Consider the following 17,340-nt stretch of genomic DNA (forward strand, 5'->3'; position numbering starts at 1 on the left):
TGATTACCAAGGGCCGTGAAGGCCGTTTGCGGGAGTGGTCGATGGTTCAGGCAAGCAGTCACGCTGAGGGCGGGCACGAGGGGAAGCAGGGTGCGTCACGGTCGGTGGGCCTGCTCGTGGCGGCGGTCGGGGTAGTTTATGGCGATATCGGCACCAGCCCGTTGTATACCCTCAAGGAAGTCTTTACCGGCGGCTACGGGGTGTCGGTCAACCATGATGGCGTGCTGGGGATCCTGTCGCTGATCCTTTGGTCGTTGTTGTGGGTGGTGTCATTCAAGTATGTGATGTTCATCTTGCGTGCCGATAACCAGGGGGAGGGCGGCACCATGGCGTTGACCGCTCTGGCGCGGCGGGCCACGGCGGCGTACCCGCGGCTGCGCACGCTGATGGTGATCTGTGGCTTGATCGGCGCTTCGCTGTTCTATGGCGACAGCATGATCACCCCGGCGGTGTCGGTGCTGTCGGCGGTGGAGGGCATGGGCCTGGCCTTCGATGGCATCGACCACTGGGTGGTGCCAATTTCGCTGGTGGTGCTGGTGGCGCTGTTCCTGGTGCAGCAACATGGCACTGAGAAGATCGGCAAGCTGTTTGGTCCGATCATGGTGACCTGGTTCGTGGCGCTGGGCGCGCTGGGTGTGCATGGCATCTCGCAGAGCCCGGAAGTACTCAAGGCGTTCAACCCGGGCTGGGCAGTCAACTTCTTCGTGGTGCACCCCGGTATTGGCGTGGCCATTCTGGGTGCGGTAGTGCTGGCGCTGACCGGTGCCGAGGCGCTGTACGCCGACATGGGGCACTTTGGCCGCAAGCCGATTGCCCGGGCCTGGTTCATCCTGGTGCTCCCGGCGCTGGTGCTCAATTATTTTGGCCAGGGTGCACTGCTGCTGCAAAACCCGGAGGCCGCGCGCAACCCGTTCTACCTGCTGGCGCCGGGCTGGGCGCTGCTGCCGTTGGTCGGGCTGGCCACCATGGCCACGGTTATCGCTTCGCAGGCGGTGATTTCCGGGGCCTTCTCCCTGACCCGTCAGGCCATTCAGCTGGGCTACATCCCACGTATGCAGATTCAGCACACCTCAAGCGACGAGCAGGGGCAGATCTACATTGGTGCAGTGAACTGGACGCTGATGGTGGGTGTGGTGCTGCTGGTCATCGGCTTCGGGTCCTCGGGCGCTCTGGCGGCAGCCTACGGGGTTGCGGTCACCGGTACCATGCTGATGACCACCATCCTGGTGTCCGCGGTGATGCTGCTGCTGTGGAAGTGGCCGCCGCTGCTTGCAGTGCCGATTCTGGTCGGCTTCCTGTTTGTCGACGGGCTGTTCTTCGCCGCCAATGTGCCGAAAATCGTCCAGGGTGGTGCCTTCCCCGTGTTGGCCGGTGGTGTGCTCTACCTGCTGATGAGCACCTGGAAGCGCGGCAAGCAGATTCTGGTCGAGCGCATCGATGAAGGTGCCCTGCCATTGCCATTGTTCATCAGCAGCATCCGCATTCAGCCACCGCACCGGGTCGAGGGGACTGCAGTGTTTCTGACGGCACGCTCCGATGCCGTGCCGCATGCGCTGTTGCACAACATGTTGCACAACCAGGTGTTGCACAGCCAGGTGGTGCTGCTGACTGTGGTCAGCGAAGACCGGCCGCGGGTGCCGGAACATGAGCGTTTCGAGGTGGAAGCCTATGGCGACGGATTCTTCCGTGTGTTGCTGCACTTTGGGTTCATGGATGAGCCGGACGTGCCTGCCGCGTTGAAGCTGTGTCACCTGGATGACCTCGACTTCACGCCAATGCGCACTACCTACTTCCTCAGCCGCGAGACGGTGATCGCGTCACGGCTGGAGGGGATGTCGCGCTGGCGGGGCAACCTGTTCGCGTTCCTGCTGAAAAATGCCAACGGCAACTTGCGCTTCTTCAACCTGCCGTTGAACCGGGTGATCGAACTGGGGACGCAGGTCGAGATCTGAATGGGTTTGCACAGCAAGGGTCAGGGCCGCAGAGCGGCCCTGACCCTTGTCAGTTCTGCTCAGCTACGCTGGTCTTGCCCTGGCGCGTCTCGATCTCGCCAATCAAGCGCTTGGCGAGTGCCGGGTAGTTCTCGTCGAAGTGGTGACCACCAGGCAGTTTCAGGCGTTCACCCACTGCCGTCTTTTCCGTGCAACCGCTCTCGTCGGTTTCCTCGACGCCATATACGCACACGACCTTGGACGCTGGCAGCTTGGCCATTTCCGGCCCGGTTGGCGCTTCCTGGCCTTCCTTGCCCAGCCAACCCTCGACCTCGATCTCGAAGCTGCCACTGCGCGCAAAGGCTAGCAGCACCACCGCGTCGATACGCTGCTGGTCCTCGACGGGCAGGCGGTTGTAGATTGCCGGCAGCACGTCGGCGCCGAACGAATAGCCGGTCAATACGAAGCGCTTGGTACCCCACTTCTGCCGGTAGTGATGCATTAGCTCGGAAAGGTCGGCGGCGCTTTGTTCCGGGGTCTTGTGCTGCCAGTAGTAGCGCAGCGTGTCGATGCCCACCACCGGGTAACCCAGCTTGGCCATTTCCCCGGCCACGTCGCGGTCCAGGTCGCGCCAGCCGCCATCACCAGAGAGGAACAAGGTAACCGTGTCTGTGGTTTGCCCGGCCGGCACTTCGACCACCGGGATGGCCAGTGCGTTACCGTCGCGGCCGACCAGGGCTTGGGTCAGTTGCGCCTTGAGCACTTGTGGCAAGTGGATGTCGTAGTCGCTGATGCTGGTTTCGGCGTTGGCCTGGTCGCGCACGAAGGCGGCGCTGGCGTCATCCGGGTTGTCGTTCCAGGCGACGTTCCAGTGGCCATGGGCAGCCGATTTGGGCAGCGGTGCCTGGCAGTCAGGCTGTTCGAGGGTGAAGCCCACGGAAATGGCCCGCGCCTTGTCATCGTTCTGGCTGGCCAGCCAGCGCCAGGCCTGGGTGGCACCGGGGCCGATGCCGGCGACCAAGGTCGGTTTTTCCTGCAGTTGGGTCAGCGCCTGGTCCATGGCCTGTTGCTGCTTGCTGCAGTCGCCAGGCGGCAGAATCACCTGTACCAGCTGGGCTTCACCGGCCTGGCTCAGGTCGAGCAGTTGCTTGCCCGTCAGTGCCTGGTCTTGTGGCACGCCGATGGCCACCCGGGCCTTGGGGTGCACGCCAGGGGTAACACGGGTGATGCTGGTGTCATTGATGCTCATTTGCTCCAGGCGCGCCTCGGGAGCCGGGCGCGTCCACAGCCAGAAGGCCAGCGCACCACCCAGGGCGGCCAGCAGCAGGGGAACCAGCAGGTACAACCAAAAGCGTCGGGTCATCAGCGTTTCACCAATCCAGTCAGGCCGCCTGCAATCAGGGCGGCGGTGTCGGCCAGTGCCACCAGCGGGTCAAGCCCGGCTGGCACGGCCATGTAGCGGGGTTCCCAGTCCGGCTGGAACTTGTCCTTGAAGCGTCGAAGCCCCTGGAAGTTGTAAAGCTGTTCACCACGGCGGAACACCAGCGAACCCAAGCGCTGGGTCAAGGGGGCGCCGCGCCTGGGTTGCAGGCCGGACAGCGGTACCATGCCCAGGCTGAAACGCCCGTAGTCATGGCTTTTGTAGTGCAGGATCAAGCCGATCATCATGAACTCCATGGTCAGCTTTGGCGCTTCGGGGTGCGCACGCATCAGGTCGAGGCTGGCCAGCTCGTTTCCATGGGTTTCCAGCAAGTTGGCGAAGGCTACCGGGCGGCCCTGGAAGCGAATCAGGGCTATGCGGAAGTGCTGCAGGTAGTCTGGGCTGAAGCGCCCCAGCGAGAAGCCTTTCTCGCGCACGTTTTTACCGCCGAGCCAGGCGTCGGAAATTTCCTTCAGCTCAGCCAACGGGGCGTGGCCGGGCTCATGGATCTCCAGGCTCAGGCCATCGCGTCCGCCGCGGTTCCAGGTGTAGCGCAGGTCTTTCATCTCCTTGCCTTTGGCTTCAAGGTCAAAGCGGCGCAAGTCGACCCGGGCTTCTTCACCGAGCTTCAATGCGGTCAGGCCGATGTCCATGTAGAACGGCAGGTTCTCCGCACGTACCTGGTAGAACACGGGGCGTGCGTGGTGCAGGTCGCACAGGTCGCGGAACTGCCAGATCATCTCGGCGCGTTCCTGGGCCGGGCCTATCGGGTCGTACAGCGCCACCAGGCTGCGGCCGCGCCGGGCGTACATGAGGAACGCGTTACCACGCGGGTGGAACAGCAACGCCTTGTCGCCAGTCAGCGCCAAGCCGCCGTCGGGTTGGTCGGAGGCCTGCAGGATGCGGTTGGCGCGTTGCAGCTCTTCTTCATCGGGCAGGTGGATCACGGGCGGCGCTGTGCGCAGCAGCCACGTCAGTGCCACGGCAGCCAGCAGCAAGGCACTGCCCATGGCGGCGCGCAGGCCGCGTGGCGCGTCGGCATCGAGGGTGAACTGCCACCACAGCTGATGGCTGTAAGGCACATCCTGGTAGGCGAACAGCAGAAGCCACACTGATGCGCCCACCGTACAGGCGCTGGCCACCAGGAAAACCGGTGAGAAGGGCAGCTCCAGCAGTCGGCTGGGGCGATAGAACGAGCGGCGGAACAGTGCGAGCAGGGCGGCGGTAAAGGTCAGCAGGCAAGCCTCTTCCCAGTCAAAGCCCTTCAACAGCGACAGCAGGGCGCCGACCAGCAACAGCACGGTGGTCAGTAGCCAGGCGGCGGACAGGCGCCGGCGTAGGCCTTGGGCCAGCAGCAGGCATAGCACACCGATCAGGCTGGCGCCGAAATGAGAGGCGTCGATCAGCCGGTGTGGCACCAGGAAACCCATATGCTCCAGGCGCGTATCTATCTCGGGCGTGGCACCGGAAAAAAGCAGCACCACGCCGGACAGGAACACCAGAATCGACAGGATCGGTGCGGCCAGACCTGAAGCGGCCTTGATGGCCTGTTGCGCAAACAGCAGGCGTCGGGCTTCATTGGCCAGCAGCAACACGCAGGCCAGCAGCAGTGGCAGCACCACATAGATCAGCCGGTACAGCAGCAAGGCAGCCGCCAGCGGTGCGGCACCGAGCTGGTCGGCAAAGGCCGCCAGCAGGATCGCTTCGAACACCCCGACGCCGCCCGGTACGTGGCTGAGCACGCCCGCAGCCAAGGCCAGCAGGTACACCAGCACGAACGCGCCGAAAGGAGGGGCTTCGGGCAGCAACAGGTAGAGCACGGTGGCCGCCGCCGCCACATCCAGCGCGGTTATCAGCAATTGCAGGGCCGCCAGGCGTGCATCCGGCAGGCGAAGTGTGCGCCGCCCCAGTTGAACGAGCAGGTTATTGGCCGCCGGTTGCTCGGCCAGGCGTCGGCGGTACAAGCCAATTACCAGTAAGGCAGACACCACCAGCACGGCGCTGGCAACAGCTGCCAGCAGGCCGGGCGCCAACCCGAGCGCTGTCGAGGCCGCCGGCAGGTTGCTCAATGTCGCCAAGGCGGCCAGGGGCGGCAGCGCGCAGCCCAGTGACAGGCTGGCAAACACGGTCATGCGTGCGACTTCGCCAGCACCAAGCCCTTGCCGTGCGTACAGGCGATAGCGAACCGAGCCGCCAGAGAGCATCGACAGGCCGATGGCGTTGCCGATGGCAAAGGCGCTGAAGCCGCCCAGTGCCAGGCTGCGTGCTGGCAGTTTCACGCCCGCATAGCGGCTGGCCGACCACTCGTAGCCCAGCAGGATCACAAAGCCGATCACCGTTGCCAGCAAGGCGCCCAGCAATGACTGGGTGGGCACGCTGAGCATGGCATCGTGCAAGGCATAGATGTCCAGCTCGCTCAGCAGGTGGCGGCAGGCAATCAAGGCCATCGTGAACAGTAACAGGGTCACCATCAGGCCTATGGGCTGGCGGTAGCGACTCAGGCGTTCGAGTAGGGGCAGGCGCTGCACAGCACCGGGTAGCGCCGTAGCGAGTGGCACCGGAGGTTCGGGATTGTGCGAAGTCATGAGTTGCCCCGGGCATGCAGCGCGAGGTGAAGGAAAGGTGCGGCCAAGTGAAAGTCCCTTAGGAAAACGTATCCAATGTTACTCCGGCCTCAGGCGTTTGCAGCGGCTTGGCAGGGTTAAAGATAGTTCATCCTGGGCACGACATCTCAAGCCTGCGGGTTGGCATGAGGGGAGGGAAAATCGAGGCGACGAAAATCAGGGAGGTATAAAGCAACAAACCCCGCGCTGCTTTTACACAGGCGGGGTTTGTTCTGACGAATATGGTTGCGGGAGCCGGATTTGAACCGACGACCTTCGGGTTATGAGCCCGACGAGCTACCAGGCTGCTCCATCCCGCGTCAGTGGGGCGGATTCTACAGCGTGTGGTTTGTATGTCAAGCGCTAGGCTTTGATTTTTCGACGTTTTTTCGCAAATGCTTATCAGCGGGCAAAGAAAAAGGCCACTGTGTTAACAGTGGCCTTTTCTTGAATCTGGTTGCGGGAGCCGGATTTGAACCGACGACCTTCGGGTTATGAGCCCGACGAGCTACCAGGCTGCTCCATCCCGCGTCAGTGGGGCGGATTCTACAGCGTGTAGTTTATATGTCAAGCGCTAGGCTTTGATTTTTCGAGGCTTTTTCGGAAAAGCTTTTTAACGGTGTCTAGTCCTGAAATAGGTTTACACCTGTTCAGGTAGGCCGACAGGCCTCAAAACGCCCGATGCACCGCATCGGGCGTTTTGTTTTTCAGGGCCATATGAGGCCGTTCTGTATTGTAAATCTGCACTGCCTCGTCAACCATCTGCCTCGCTTGTTCCAGATCTTCAGGGCTACTCAACAGCAGCTCCATCTTGAGGATTCCGTTGATTCGCTCGGCCAGCGCGTTCTGGTAGCAGTCATACCCATCAGTCATGGAGCACTGAACGCCGTGCCGTTGATGTAGTGACTGGTATAGCGCCGAGCAATATTGGATTCCTCGATCCGAATGGTGGACTAATGGCTGGCGACGACGGCGCTTTCGTAATGCCTGCTTGAAGGCTTGCGCCACTGACTCGGCATGCAGGCTTTCATGGACGTGGTGGCCAACAATCTTCCTGGAGTACGCATCCGTTACCAGGCTCAGGTACAGCGGGCCCTTGCGTGCGGGCAGGTAAGTAATGTCGGCAACCCAGACGTGCTCCGGCCTTGTCGGAACGATCTGACTTGGGCCGGGTTTGAGTAAATTGGGATGGCGGTAGAAGCGATGAAAGCTTTGTGTTGTCTTGTGATAGGCCCGCTTAGGCAGCACTAGCAAACGGCGCTCTCCCAAGACCTGGAACAGCCTATCTCGGCCGACCTGGAATCGTCTGTCAGGTTGGCAATGCAGCAGATAGTGCAGCTTGCGTGTGCCCAGACGAGGCTGGCGTATCCGGATCTGCTGTACAAACTCAACCACCCGGTCTGCCTGGCGTTCTTTGCCATCAGCAACTCGATTGCGTTTGTAGTAAGCCTGTCGACTGATGCCTAGAAACTGACAAGCCCTGGCAATGCTCAGTCCTGCGACTTGACCTTGCGTGAGGACTTGCCGGATCGCTTTTTTACGACCGAGACACCATAGTCATTTTTCAGAACATCAACGACCGTCTCAAAGAATTGGGCCTTCTGGCTCATCAGCTCAAGCTGCTGCTCAAGCTCTTTGATCCGCTGCTCTGGAGTGAGCGTTTTGGGGTCAGACATCGCGCAGCTCCTCTCGTCGCGGATCGAGGCCCCCTGGCTCCAATCCTGCCGACCGTGCTTACGCAACCATACCAGAACCGTCGAGCGACCCTGGATGCCATACCGCATCTGGGCCTGCTTGTAGGTCAGTTCGCCTTTTTCTATCTGATCAACCACCGCCAATTTAAAAGACAGTGAGTAATCACGCTGTGTGCGCTTTACACCTTGCTCCATCAGACTCTCCGGAAATTCGGGATGGGAGGTGTAAACCTTATTCAGGACGGGACACGGGCAAAGAAAAAGGCCACTGCGTTAACAGTGGCCTTTTCTCGAATCTGGTTGCGGGAGCCGGATTTGAACCGACGACCTTCGGGTTATGAGCCCGACGAGCTACCAGGCTGCTCCATCCCGCGCCTGTGAGATCGAATTCTACGGATTTACGCACTGATGTCAAGCAATTGTTTTGGAAAAACCTTTTTTGTTCAAACCCTTAGCGCTTCATAACAGTGTACAGCTCAGTCACGGCGGGGCTTTCAGGCCGATTATCGTGTAGCAAAGCAGGTGAGCTGTTTCAGAGGAGGGCGCATGCGATACTATCTGTATGAATTTACAGTGCTGACGGTCGTCCATGTCCTTGCGCAAGATCATCCACGTCGACTGCGATTGTTTCTACGCTGCGATCGAGATGCGTGATGACCCGCGCCTGGCCGGTCGCCCCATGGCGGTGGGGGGCTCGCCCGACCATCGCGGGGTAATCGCCACCTGCAACTATGAAGCGCGTGCCTATGGCGTGCGCTCGGCCATGTCATCGCGGCATGCGCTGAAGCTCTGCCCCGATCTGTTGATCGTCAAGCCGCGCTTCGAGGCCTACCGTGAGGCCTCGCGGGAAATCCACACGATCTTTCGCGACTACACAGAGCTCATCGAGCCTTTGTCCTTGGACGAAGCCTATCTGGATGTCAGCGACAGCCAGTGGTATTCGGGCAGCGCCACGCGCATTGCCGAGGATATACGCCGGCGTGTTGCCCGCACCCTGCATATCACCGTGTCGGCTGGCGTGGCGCCTAACAAGTTTCTGGCCAAGATCGCCAGTGACTGGCGCAAACCCAACGGGCTGTTCGTGATTACCCCAAATGAAGTGGAAACGTTCGTTGCAGCCTTGCCGGTGGCCAGGTTGCATGGGGTGGGTAAGGTGACGGCCGACAAACTGACGCGGCTGGGCATCGAAACCTGCCTGCATTTGCGTGAGTGGTCACGGCTGGCATTGGTGCGCGAGTTCGGCAGTTTTGGCGAGCGGTTGTGGGGGTTGGCGCGGGGGATCGATGAGCGTGCAGTGCATAACGACAGCCGACGCCAGTCGGTGAGTGTGGAAAACACCTACGACACCGACCTGCCAGACCTGGCGAGTTGCTTGGCGCGGCTGCCAGATCTGCTGGCTAGCCTGAACGAACGCATCGCTCGAATGGACAGCAGTTACCGGCCAGACAAGCCGTTCGTCAAGGTCAAGTTCCATGACTTCAGCCAGACCACCATGGAGCAAGCCGGGGCCGGCCGGGACCTGGAGAGTTATCGGCAATTGCTGGGGCAGGCGTTCGCCCGTGGCGGCAAGCCGGTACGCTTGCTAGGGGTAGGGGTGAGGTTGCGTGACTTGCGGGGCGCACATGAACAGCTGGAGCTGTTCCCGCCTAAATGAAAGGGGCTGCAATGCAGCCCCTTCTATTAATGCACGCCTGGATCCGCCACCAACCGGCCAGTGGCCTTGGTCAGCGACTGCAGGAACTCCTGTTGCAGCTCCGGATCGTTGCGGGTCAGCTCGATCAGGCTCTGTTCCATTTCACTGGCTTCCTCTTCAAGGCCCAGTTCGGACAGGCGCTTGACCCGGTGCACCCACTGGCCGACATCATCGTCTTCGAGGTCATCGAAGATCAGCTCATGGGCTTCGAGCAGCTTATTGCGCAGGGTAGCGCTGACCAACAGGCTGGCATCGCCTCGTACCGCATTGTCCTCGTCAAGTACTTGCAGGTGCAGGGTGCCAACGTGGTTGAGGTTTTGCTCGGAGAACGGGCTGTCGAGCAGGTTCAGGCGCAGCACGCCGTTGCGGTCCGTGGTCAGCTCGTGGGTCATCTTGCCGGCCTTGACCTCGACCAGGCGCTCGCTCCAGGGCAGGCTGGTGGATTCCTCTCGCTGGCCTTTCTGCACTTCGCTGATCCCGGCCAGGTTCTGCTGGGCGCGGCCGTTGGATGGCACGTTCATGAACGGATTGAGCCCATCCACGCCATAGCTGAGCCAGTCGTGGGTGATACTTTGCGGCAGGTTGCCCAAGGCGAAGACGTTGACCACATTGGCGCCGACACCCGCCACCACGGCCACTGCACCCAGCGGGATCTCGTAGATCTCCCGCCAGGGTTGGTAAGGCGTGTAGCGGTCATAGCGACGGGTCACTTCGAATTCGGTCACTTCGAAGCGCTTTTGCTCATGCACGCGCACACGTCGCTGCGGAAGCTCCATCACCTTCGGCTCGCCGACATCGATCTGCAGGGTGTGCTCGAGCAGTTTGCGCTCGACGCGCTCCTCATGGTCGCTGCGCTGGGACATCTGGTTGGCGCAGCCGCTGACGAGCAGGGCGCCGCACAGTGCGGCGCCCCCAAGGGTAAAGGTACTTCGCTTGTACATGATCACTCGTGCATTGGTTATCAGCGGCGAACGCGGGCCTGCAGGAAGGCCAGCACTTCATTGAGCGGCAACGCCTGGGCGTCCTGCTCGGTGCGGTGCTTGTACTCCAGGTTGCCTTCGGCCAGGCCGCGATCGCTGACGACGATGCGGTGTGGGATGCCAATCAGCTCCATGTCGGCAAACTTGATGCCTGGGCTGGTCTTCTTGTCGCGGTCGTCCAGCAGCACTTCGAAGCCGGCAGCAGTCAGTTCGGCGTACAGCTTGTCGGTTGCCTCACGGACCACCTCGGTTTCATAGCGCAGCGGTACCAGAGCGATCTGGAACGGGGCCAGGGCGTCGTTCCAGATGATGCCCTTGTCGTCATAGCTCTGCTCGATGGCCGCGGCGACCACGCGGGAAACGCCGATGCCGTAGCAGCCCATCGACAGAACCACCGGCTTACCGTTCTCGCCCAGTACCTGGCATTTCAATGCCTCGCTGTACTTGGTACCCAGCTGGAAGATGTGGCCCACTTCGATGCCGCGCTTGATCACCAGGGTGCCCTGGCCGTCCGGGCTTGGGTCGCCTTCGACCACGTTACGCAGGTCGGCAACCTGTGGCACCGGCAGGTCGCGTTCCCAGTTGACGCCGAAGTAGTGCTTGTCGTCGATGTTGGCGCCAATGCCGAAGTCGCTCATCAGGGCAACCGAGCGGTCGATGATGATTTCCAGTGGCAGGTTGAGCGGGCCGAGCGAGCCGGCGCCGGCGCCAATGGCGTCGCGCAGTTCGGCTTCGGTGGCCATGACCAGCGGGTCGGCAACCTGTTCCAGCTTGGTGGCCTTGATTTCGTTCAGTTCGTGGTCGCCACGGACGATCAGGGCAATCAGCTTGCCCTCTTCGGCACCGCGTACGATCAGGGTCTTGACGGTCTTTTCGATCGGCAGGCCGTGGTTTTCCACCAACTGGGCGATGGTCTTGGCGTTCGGGGTGTCGACCAGGCGTAGCTCCTCGGTAGGGGCAGGGCGCACGGTTTCACGCGGGATAGCCTCGGCTTTCTCGATGTTGGCGGCATAGTCGGAGCTGTCGCTGAAGATCACGTCGTCTTCGCCGGACTCGGCCAGCACGTGGAACTCGTGCGAGTAGCTGCCACCGATCGAGCCGGTATCGGCCTGCACAGGGCGGAAGTCCAGGCCCAGGCGGGTGAACACATTGCTGTACGCCTGGTGCATGCGGTCGTAGGTTTCCTGCAGGGAAGCCTGGTCGGCATGGAACGAGTAGGCGTCCTTCATGATGAACTCGCGGCCACGCATCAGGCCGAAGCGCGGGCGGATTTCGTCACGGAACTTGGTCTGGATCTGGTACAGGTTGAGCGGCAGCTGTTTATAGCTGGACAGCTCGTTACGGGCCAGGTCGGTGATCACTTCTTCGTGGGTAGGACCGACGCAGAAGTCACGCTGGTGGCGGTCTTTCAGGCGCAGCAGCTCAGGGCCGTATTGCTCCCAGCGACCGGATTCCTGCCACAGCTCGGCGGGCTGGATGCTCGGCATCAGCACCTCCAGGGCGCCGGCGGCGTTCATTTCCTCACGCACCACGGCTTCGACCTTGCGCATTACCCGCAAGCCCATCGGCAGCCAGGTGTACAGGCCGGAGGCCAGTTTGCGGATCATGCCGGCACGCAGCATGAGCTGATGGCTGATGACCACTGCGTCGGCAGGGGTTTCTTTCTGGGTGGCGAGCAAATATTGACTGGTGCGCATGGTTAGCCGTGTCGATTGCCTAAGACGTTGAAATAGCCCCGCATTGTACGGGGGGGAAACGAAGGCGTACAGGATGCCCCAGGGCGTGACACTTGTCAGCCAAGAAAAAGCCCGGCGTATTTGCCGGGCTTTTTCAGGTGCGGGGCACTGCAAGCCAGGCTTACAGGATGCTCAGCGGGTACTCCACGATCAGGCGCAGTTCGTCGATCGATGGGGAATCGTAGTAGACACCATCGGAAGAACGGTAGGTGGCTTGACGCACGCGGAAGCTCAGGTCTTTCGCCGGGCCTTCCTGCAGCACGTACTTGATGTCGACGTCGCGTTCCCATTCTTTGCCGTTGGTGGTGCCGGCGACGTTGGCGTCGGAACCGCGTACATAACGGGTCATGAAGGTCAGGCCTGGAATGCCGTATTCGGCAAAGTTCAGGTCGTAGCGAGCCTGCCAGGATTTCTCGTCTTCGGCGTTGAAGTCGGAGCGGGCCACGGAGTTGGCCAGGAAGATGGTGCCGCCACCGTCGATACCATAGCCATAGTCGCCGTCACCGGTGACTTTCTGGTAGGCCAGGGTGAAGGTGTGAGCGCCGATGTTGTAGGCGCCCGACAGGCTGAACGCGCGGTTGTCCAGCTTCTCGCCATCGAATGCGCGGTACTCGGCAGAGCCTTCGCTCTTGGTGTCATAGATGTTGAAGTCGAACACCAGGCCTTGATTGTCGGAGATTGGCAGCGCCCAGTTGACGTTGGCGTAGTATTTGCGCCAGTAGTCTTCAACCTTCGAGTAGTACAGGCTGGTGCTGAGGTTGTCGGTGAAGGCGTAGGTGCCGCCGACCACGTTGGCTTCCTTCAGGCCGAAGCTGTCGCGGTTGGTTTGTTCCTGGGCAGTCAGGCTGGTGAAGTGACCAGCGTGCAGGGTCAGCCCTTCGATCTCGTTGCTGGTGATCAGGGTGCCCTGGGCGATTTCTGGCAGCAGGCGGCTGTCATCGGTGGCGAAGACCGGCAGCGCGGTGAACTGGTCACCCACTTTCAGCACGGTGTCGGAGATGCGGAATTTGACCGCGCCGCCGCCCTTGGAGTAGTCATCCTGCGAACGGCCGTCGGAACCGGTCGGGAACAGGCCGGTACCGGCACGGCCCTTGCCGCTGTCCAGTTTCAGGCCGAGCATGCCGATGGCGTCGACACCTACACCCACGGTGCCTTGGGTGAAGCCGGACTCGAAGGTGCCGACGAAGCCCAGGCCGGTTTCTTCGCGACGGCTCTGACCGCCTTCGTTGTTGCGGAAGTCACGGCTGAAATACAGCATGCGGGTCTTGACGCTCAGCTTGCTGTCTTCGATGAAACCTTTGGACTCGTCCTGTGCCGAGGCCATTGCCAACTGCGAGGTCCCTGCCGAAACGGCCAGGGCGATCATGCTCCACTTCATCACGCGCATCGTGATTTGCTCCTTTGGTTTTTAGGAAGAGTACCGCTGCGTCCAAGTCTTTTAGTTATATGGGGCAGCTCTTTCTTGTTATGTCGGCGAAAATGTATAGCACGCAGACTGTTGTTGGCGATATGGCTATAAGCACTCTTTGCGGAACTTTTTCACCGTGTCGCTTTTAAGTATTTCCATGTCGCAAATCACGCCCCGGTTCAGGGGCCGTATAACCTCAGCGCTGTTCCTGTCACCGTAATGAATCGGTAACTGCCGATTCCGGATGAGGAAACTCCCTGGTAACCCATGTCGCTGTTGTTATTTGTCGCGTACAGCTGCCACTGCAGGTGTCGTGCCGACTTGGCGTGAAGGGAATGCAACAAGCGTGCTCAAAATTCGCAACAGTTCATGAAATTTTCACAAAACCTGCTACCGAGGGTCGGAAAGTGCCGTAAATGCGGGACGAAGGCGGCGTGAGTGATTTTTGGGATCGAGAATCATTAAAATTTAAAAACCTGCCATTAGAGTCAAGGTGTTACCGCAACTTGTTCATCCGGCGTCGTTTGTGGGGTGGTCAGTGTGGGGAGGGCGGGCAGGTGGCCTCATTTTGGTGCGAAAAGTAGCGCTGTGTTACCGGGAGTGTGCAAGGTATCCTTGCTGGCCTGTTTTCCGCCTGAAGCGGGATGGTATTGCCTGAAGGAGATATGCCGTGTTCGTCCTCGATTCGCGTTTGCAGCAGGATTCGCTGGTGTTGGGAGAGTTTTCGCTGTGCCAGTTGCTGCTGAGCAAGGATGCCAATTACCCATGGTTCATTCTGGTGCCCAAGCGCGCTGGTGTCAGTGAGCTGTTCGAGCTGGATGCGGCAGAGCAACAGCAGTTGTGGCAGGAAACCACCTTGTTGGCAGAAGCGCTGAAGGCCAGCTATGGGGCCGACAAGATGAACGTGGCTACCTTGGGCAACGTGGTCAGCCAGTTGCACATGCATGTGATCGTGCGCCAGCGCGACGACGCCGCGTGGCCGGCACCGGTATGGGGCAAGTGTGCGCCTGTGGGCTACACCGATGATCAACTGCAAGCCGTTCGCCTGCGCCTGCGCGGGCTACAACTTGCTGGTTACCAAGAGGCCTGAGATGACACTGGAAATGCGGATGGTCGAACTGGAAACCCGTCAGGCGTTTCAGGATGACGCTATCCAGGCGCTGAATGACGTGGTGGTGGAGCAAGCGCGTGTGATCGAGCGGCTGCAATTGCAGATGGCCGAGCTGATCAGGCGCCATGAAGAGATGGTTGGCCAGTATGGCAGCGAAGGGGAAGAGGCCCCGCCTCCTCATTATTGAGTTGTTCCCGGCTGCTATCGCCGGCAAGCCAGCCCCCACAGGTGTGATGCTGCCTTCAGGTGCAGCACGGCCCTTGTGGGCGTTGGCTTGCCGTTGATAGCGTCGGCCGGTCAGCCGTTGGTCAGCGGCGGGTTACTGCAACCACGTCTTCGGCCTGCAGGCCCTTGTCGCGGTGCATCACCGAAAACTCCACGCGCTGGCCTTCGACCAGAATGCGGTGGCCCTCGCCGCGGATGGCCCGAAAGTGCACGAAAATGTCATCACCCGAGTCTCGGGAGATAAAACCAAAGCCTTTCGATGTGTTGAACCATTTGACGGTGCCGGTATCACGGTTGCCGGCATCTTGTGCCACGTGTTGACTGCCGCGTGCCTTGCGCGGGCTGCGGGCAAAGCCCACGGCCAGATGCAGGGCCACGGCCAGCGCCGCACACACCAGGGCTGCCAGGTTGCCCATTTCCGGGCGGGCCAGTAGCGTCAGGGTCTGCAGCACGACGGCGACCACCAGCAGGGCGCAGGCCAGGTGCTGCAGTTGTTGCCGCGCGCCGCGATGATACAGCGGCACGACCGGGGCCAGCACCAGATTGAGCAGGCCGAGAAGGGCCAGGTAGACCGCGTCGGGTTGCTGCAGGAAGGGTGTCGCATCGGTTTTCAGGCTGGGTATGAGCGATAGCAGCAAAGCTGCGACGCCCGTCACCAGATGGACGATCTTGAACATGGGGTTGGCTCACTGTTGATAAGGCCGATCACAGGAAGAGCTGGCAGCACGGTGCGCATGAGATATAGAGCGCGAACACGTGGCAGGCCAGCCTATGCACCCGGCAATGACAGTCCGCACGGGTGGCACAGTGCCTATTTAACAGTAAAGCCACAGCCTACTCAAACCGCGGGCCGCCCAGTGGCGATGTATTGCGCCATGTCACATGCGGGATGCGACAAGTGTTGCTACAGTGGTCGGCGCCCGCTTGAGTCTCAAGCCTTATGGAAAGGGGAGCTTCATGGCAATCGATATCGGTATCAGTGAAGAAGATCGCAAGTCCATCGTCGATGGGCTGTCCCGCCTGTTGTCGGATACCTACGTGCTGTATCTGAAAACCCATAACTTTCACTGGAACGTCACCGGCCCGTCGTTCCGCACCCTGCACCTGATGTTCGAAGAGCAGTACAACGAACTGGCGCTGGCAGTCGATTCGATCGCCGAGCGCATCCGTGCCTTGGGCTTCCCGGCACCGGGTTCGTATGCATTTTATGCACGGCACTCGTCGATCAAGGAGGAGGAAGGCGTCCCCCCGGCAGATGAGATGATCCGCCAGTTGGTTCAGGGGCAGGAGGCCGTGGTACGCACTGCGCGCAGCATTTTCCCTGTGGTGGACAAGGTCAGTGACGAGCCGACCGCCGACCTGCTGACACAGCGCATGCAGGTACACGAGAAAACCGCCTGGATGCTGCGGGTACTGCTCGACGGCAAGTAACCGTTGCTCAAGGCGGAAAGCTTGCGCAACCTCTGTGGGAGCGGGCACGCCCGCGAACACCGGCGCAGCCTGTGCCCAACCATTCATCGGCAGCCGCCTGCCAGGTGCAGTGCGTTATACCTTGGTCGACGGGCACCTCTGCCACGAGGCCTGAGTAACCCCTGTGGGAGCGGCCTTGTGTCGCGATAGGGCCGCAAAGCGGCCCCAGCAATCTATGCATGATGCCGAGATCCTGGGGCCGCTGCGCGGCCCTATCGCGACGCAAGGCCGCTCCCACAGGCTCCGCCTGGCAATCCGGTATTTGCGAAGGAACATTTTGCCGCTGCTTTAAGCTCGCCCGTCAGCGCTTCATAGGCCACCTGGTACCTGTGACGAGGAAGTGTGGCGCATGATGCAAGCGAGCAAACGTATGGCTGGCCAGGGCAGTTGGCCAGGAAAACAGTGCATCGACCCGTTCAAGGCGGACTTCGACATGTTGCAGACGCAACCGGTGTCACGTTCGGTGCGGCTCAACGGCTTTTCTACCTGTTTGCGCCTGGAGGCTGTCTACTGGGGTATCCTTGAGCGCATCGCTGCCGCCAACCGTTGTTCGGTCAGTGCGGTGTTGTCCTACGTGGACCGTGAAGTGCACCTGCGCCAGGGCGGAGTGCGCAACTTCAGCGGGCTGATCCGGGTAATCTGCGTGGCGTGGCTGCAGGACCCGCCAAGTGTGCGCTGATCGCCAGGCGGGCTGCGCAGTGCTTGCTAACCATATATAATCCCGCTTTTTGCTGCCCCCCGGCAGCCAGCGTTATGGTTGACGAGAGACACCCATGCCCCTTTATGACTATCAATGTGCGTCCTGCGAGCACCGCATGGAAGTGCTGCAGAAGATCAGCGCCGCGCCGCTGACCGATTGCCCGGCCTGTCAGGCGCCGGCACTGAAAAAGCTGCTGTCGGTGCCAGGCTTTCGCCTGAGCGGTAACGGTTGGTACGAAACCGACTTCAAGACCGGGGCGAAAAAGAATCTGGCAGGCGGCGACAAGGCCGACTGAGTTGAATGCTGTGACCGGGTCTTGCAGTATTAGCCCTCCGGGCGGCCAAGGCCTCCACCGAATACACGAATCAC

The 17,340-nt window shown here is 60.9% G+C and carries 14 protein-coding genes, 3 tRNA genes and 1 pseudogene; 8 read left to right on the top strand and 10 right to left on the bottom strand.

What is annotated here, in order from left to right:
• Nucleotides 1–41 precede the first annotated feature (41 nt).
• Complete coding sequence (locus tag LMH93_RS06335) at nucleotides 42–1,952, top strand: potassium transporter Kup (protein WP_012051466.1); 1,911 nt, start codon at nucleotides 42–44, stop codon at nucleotides 1,950–1,952.
• A 49-nt stretch (nucleotides 1,953–2,001) separates the two neighbouring features.
• On the opposite strand, the gene LMH93_RS06340 is transcribed toward LMH93_RS06335, so the two are convergent.
• From LMH93_RS06340 to LMH93_RS06365, 6 genes are all read right to left on the bottom strand, one after another.
• Nucleotides 2,002–3,294 (bottom strand): virulence factor family protein, encoded by a 1,293-nt coding sequence (locus LMH93_RS06340; protein ID WP_014861198.1) that lies wholly within the window; start codon nucleotides 3,292–3,294, stop codon nucleotides 2,002–2,004.
• Nucleotides 3,294–5,936, bottom strand: a complete 2,643-nt coding sequence (gene mprF / locus LMH93_RS06345) for a bifunctional lysylphosphatidylglycerol flippase/synthetase MprF (RefSeq protein ID WP_010952355.1) — start codon at nucleotides 5,934–5,936, stop codon at nucleotides 3,294–3,296. Before mprF ends, LMH93_RS06340 begins: the two co-directional genes overlap by 1 nt.
• Before the next feature lie 261 nt (nucleotides 5,937–6,197).
• Nucleotides 6,198–6,274, bottom strand: a tRNA-Met gene (locus LMH93_RS06350).
• Nucleotides 6,275–6,408: 134 nt separating this feature from the next.
• Nucleotides 6,409–6,485, bottom strand: a tRNA-Met gene (locus tag LMH93_RS06355).
• A gap of 138 nt (nucleotides 6,486–6,623) precedes the next feature.
• A protein-coding gene (locus LMH93_RS06360) for an IS3 family transposase (protein WP_156747497.1) occupies nucleotides 6,624–7,843 on the bottom strand; the annotation gives its coding sequence in 2 pieces (ribosomal slippage) (nucleotides 6,624–7,495 and nucleotides 7,495–7,843; 1,221 coding nt in all).
• Between the two features lie 102 nt (nucleotides 7,844–7,945).
• A tRNA-Met gene (locus LMH93_RS06365) sits at nucleotides 7,946–8,022 on the bottom strand.
• 221 nt (nucleotides 8,023–8,243) lie between these two features.
• Here LMH93_RS06365 and dinB point away from each other — a divergent pair.
• The gene (dinB, locus tag LMH93_RS06370; RefSeq protein ID WP_161775046.1) at nucleotides 8,244–9,302 is read left to right on the top strand and encodes a DNA polymerase IV; all 1,059 of its coding nucleotides are present in this window, start codon (nucleotides 8,244–8,246) and stop codon (nucleotides 9,300–9,302) included.
• A 26-nt stretch (nucleotides 9,303–9,328) separates the two neighbouring features.
• Here the strand turns inward: dinB and LMH93_RS06375 are convergent, their stop codons facing one another.
• From LMH93_RS06375 to LMH93_RS06385, 3 genes are all read right to left on the bottom strand, one after another.
• Nucleotides 9,329–10,282 carry a hypothetical protein gene (locus LMH93_RS06375; protein WP_003254789.1) on the bottom strand — a complete coding sequence of 318 codons (954 nt, stop codon included), beginning with the start codon at nucleotides 10,280–10,282 and terminating at the stop codon, nucleotides 9,329–9,331.
• A gap of 20 nt (nucleotides 10,283–10,302) precedes the next feature.
• Nucleotides 10,303–12,018, bottom strand: a complete 1,716-nt coding sequence (locus LMH93_RS06380) for a proline--tRNA ligase (RefSeq protein ID WP_003254788.1) — start codon at nucleotides 12,016–12,018, stop codon at nucleotides 10,303–10,305.
• Nucleotides 12,019–12,178: 160 nt separating this feature from the next.
• The gene (locus LMH93_RS06385; RefSeq protein WP_012051471.1) at nucleotides 12,179–13,444 is read right to left on the bottom strand and encodes an OprD family porin; all 1,266 of its coding nucleotides are present in this window, start codon (nucleotides 13,442–13,444) and stop codon (nucleotides 12,179–12,181) included.
• A gap of 691 nt (nucleotides 13,445–14,135) precedes the next feature.
• Between LMH93_RS06385 and LMH93_RS06390 the strand changes: the two genes are divergently transcribed.
• Together LMH93_RS06390 and LMH93_RS06395 are read left to right on the top strand one after the other, a co-directional pair.
• Entirely contained in the window at nucleotides 14,136–14,555 is a 420-nt protein-coding gene (locus LMH93_RS06390) for an HIT family protein (protein WP_070095932.1), read from the top strand.
• Between the two features lies 1 nt (nucleotide 14,556).
• Entirely contained in the window at nucleotides 14,557–14,763 is a 207-nt protein-coding gene (locus LMH93_RS06395; protein WP_003254785.1) for a SlyX family protein, read from the top strand.
• 121 nt (nucleotides 14,764–14,884) lie between these two features.
• Here the strand turns inward: LMH93_RS06395 and LMH93_RS29695 are convergent, their stop codons facing one another.
• Nucleotides 14,885–15,478, bottom strand: a complete 594-nt coding sequence (locus tag LMH93_RS29695; RefSeq protein ID WP_003254784.1) for a cold-shock protein — start codon at nucleotides 15,476–15,478, stop codon at nucleotides 14,885–14,887.
• A gap of 280 nt (nucleotides 15,479–15,758) precedes the next feature.
• Between LMH93_RS29695 and LMH93_RS06405 the strand changes: the two genes are divergently transcribed.
• From LMH93_RS06405 to LMH93_RS06415, 4 genes and pseudogenes are all read left to right on the top strand, one after another.
• A complete protein-coding gene (locus tag LMH93_RS06405; protein ID WP_003254783.1) occupies nucleotides 15,759–16,232 on the top strand; it encodes a Dps family protein in 474 nt (157 codons plus the stop codon).
• Nucleotides 16,233–16,311: 79 nt separating this feature from the next.
• Nucleotides 16,312–16,386 (top strand): annotated as a pseudogene (locus LMH93_RS29805) (dihydroorotase); the annotation flags it as partial.
• Nucleotides 16,387–16,620: 234 nt separating this feature from the next.
• Nucleotides 16,621–16,950 carry a ribbon-helix-helix domain-containing protein gene (locus LMH93_RS06410; protein ID WP_003254778.1) on the top strand — a complete coding sequence of 110 codons (330 nt, stop codon included), beginning with the start codon at nucleotides 16,621–16,623 and terminating at the stop codon, nucleotides 16,948–16,950.
• A 94-nt stretch (nucleotides 16,951–17,044) separates the two neighbouring features.
• Nucleotides 17,045–17,266, top strand: a complete 222-nt coding sequence (locus tag LMH93_RS06415) for an FmdB family zinc ribbon protein (protein WP_003254776.1) — start codon at nucleotides 17,045–17,047, stop codon at nucleotides 17,264–17,266.
• The last annotated feature ends 74 nt before the right edge of the window (nucleotides 17,267–17,340 follow it).

The organism is Pseudomonas sp. CIP-10 (assembly GCF_020911845.1).
Taxonomy (GTDB): Bacteria; Pseudomonadota; Gammaproteobacteria; order Pseudomonadales; family Pseudomonadaceae; genus Aquipseudomonas; species Aquipseudomonas alloputida.

Bases quoted from the DNA above. Each gene is read 5' to 3' on its own strand.
- LMH93_RS06335 (WP_012051466.1), top strand. From the start codon at position 42: ATGGTTCAGGCAAGCAGTCACGCTGAGGGCGGGCACGAGGGGAAGCAG.
- LMH93_RS06340 (WP_014861198.1), bottom strand. From the start codon at position 3,294: ATGACCCGACGCTTTTGGTTGTACCTGCTGGTTCCCCTGCTGCTGGCC.
- mprF (WP_010952355.1), bottom strand. From the start codon at position 5,936: ATGACTTCGCACAATCCCGAACCTCCGGTGCCACTCGCTACGGCGCTA.
- LMH93_RS06375 (WP_003254789.1), bottom strand. From the start codon at position 10,282: ATGTACAAGCGAAGTACCTTTACCCTTGGGGGCGCCGCACTGTGCGGC.
- LMH93_RS06380 (WP_003254788.1), bottom strand. From the start codon at position 12,018: ATGCGCACCAGTCAATATTTGCTCGCCACCCAGAAAGAAACCCCTGCC.
- LMH93_RS06385 (WP_012051471.1), bottom strand. From the start codon at position 13,444: ATGCGCGTGATGAAGTGGAGCATGATCGCCCTGGCCGTTTCGGCAGGG.
- LMH93_RS06395 (WP_003254785.1), top strand. From the start codon at position 14,557: ATGACACTGGAAATGCGGATGGTCGAACTGGAAACCCGTCAGGCGTTT.
- LMH93_RS29695 (WP_003254784.1), bottom strand. From the start codon at position 15,478: ATGTTCAAGATCGTCCATCTGGTGACGGGCGTCGCAGCTTTGCTGCTA.
- LMH93_RS06405 (WP_003254783.1), top strand. From the start codon at position 15,759: ATGGCAATCGATATCGGTATCAGTGAAGAAGATCGCAAGTCCATCGTC.
- LMH93_RS06410 (WP_003254778.1), top strand. From the start codon at position 16,621: ATGATGCAAGCGAGCAAACGTATGGCTGGCCAGGGCAGTTGGCCAGGA.
- LMH93_RS06415 (WP_003254776.1), top strand. From the start codon at position 17,045: ATGCCCCTTTATGACTATCAATGTGCGTCCTGCGAGCACCGCATGGAA.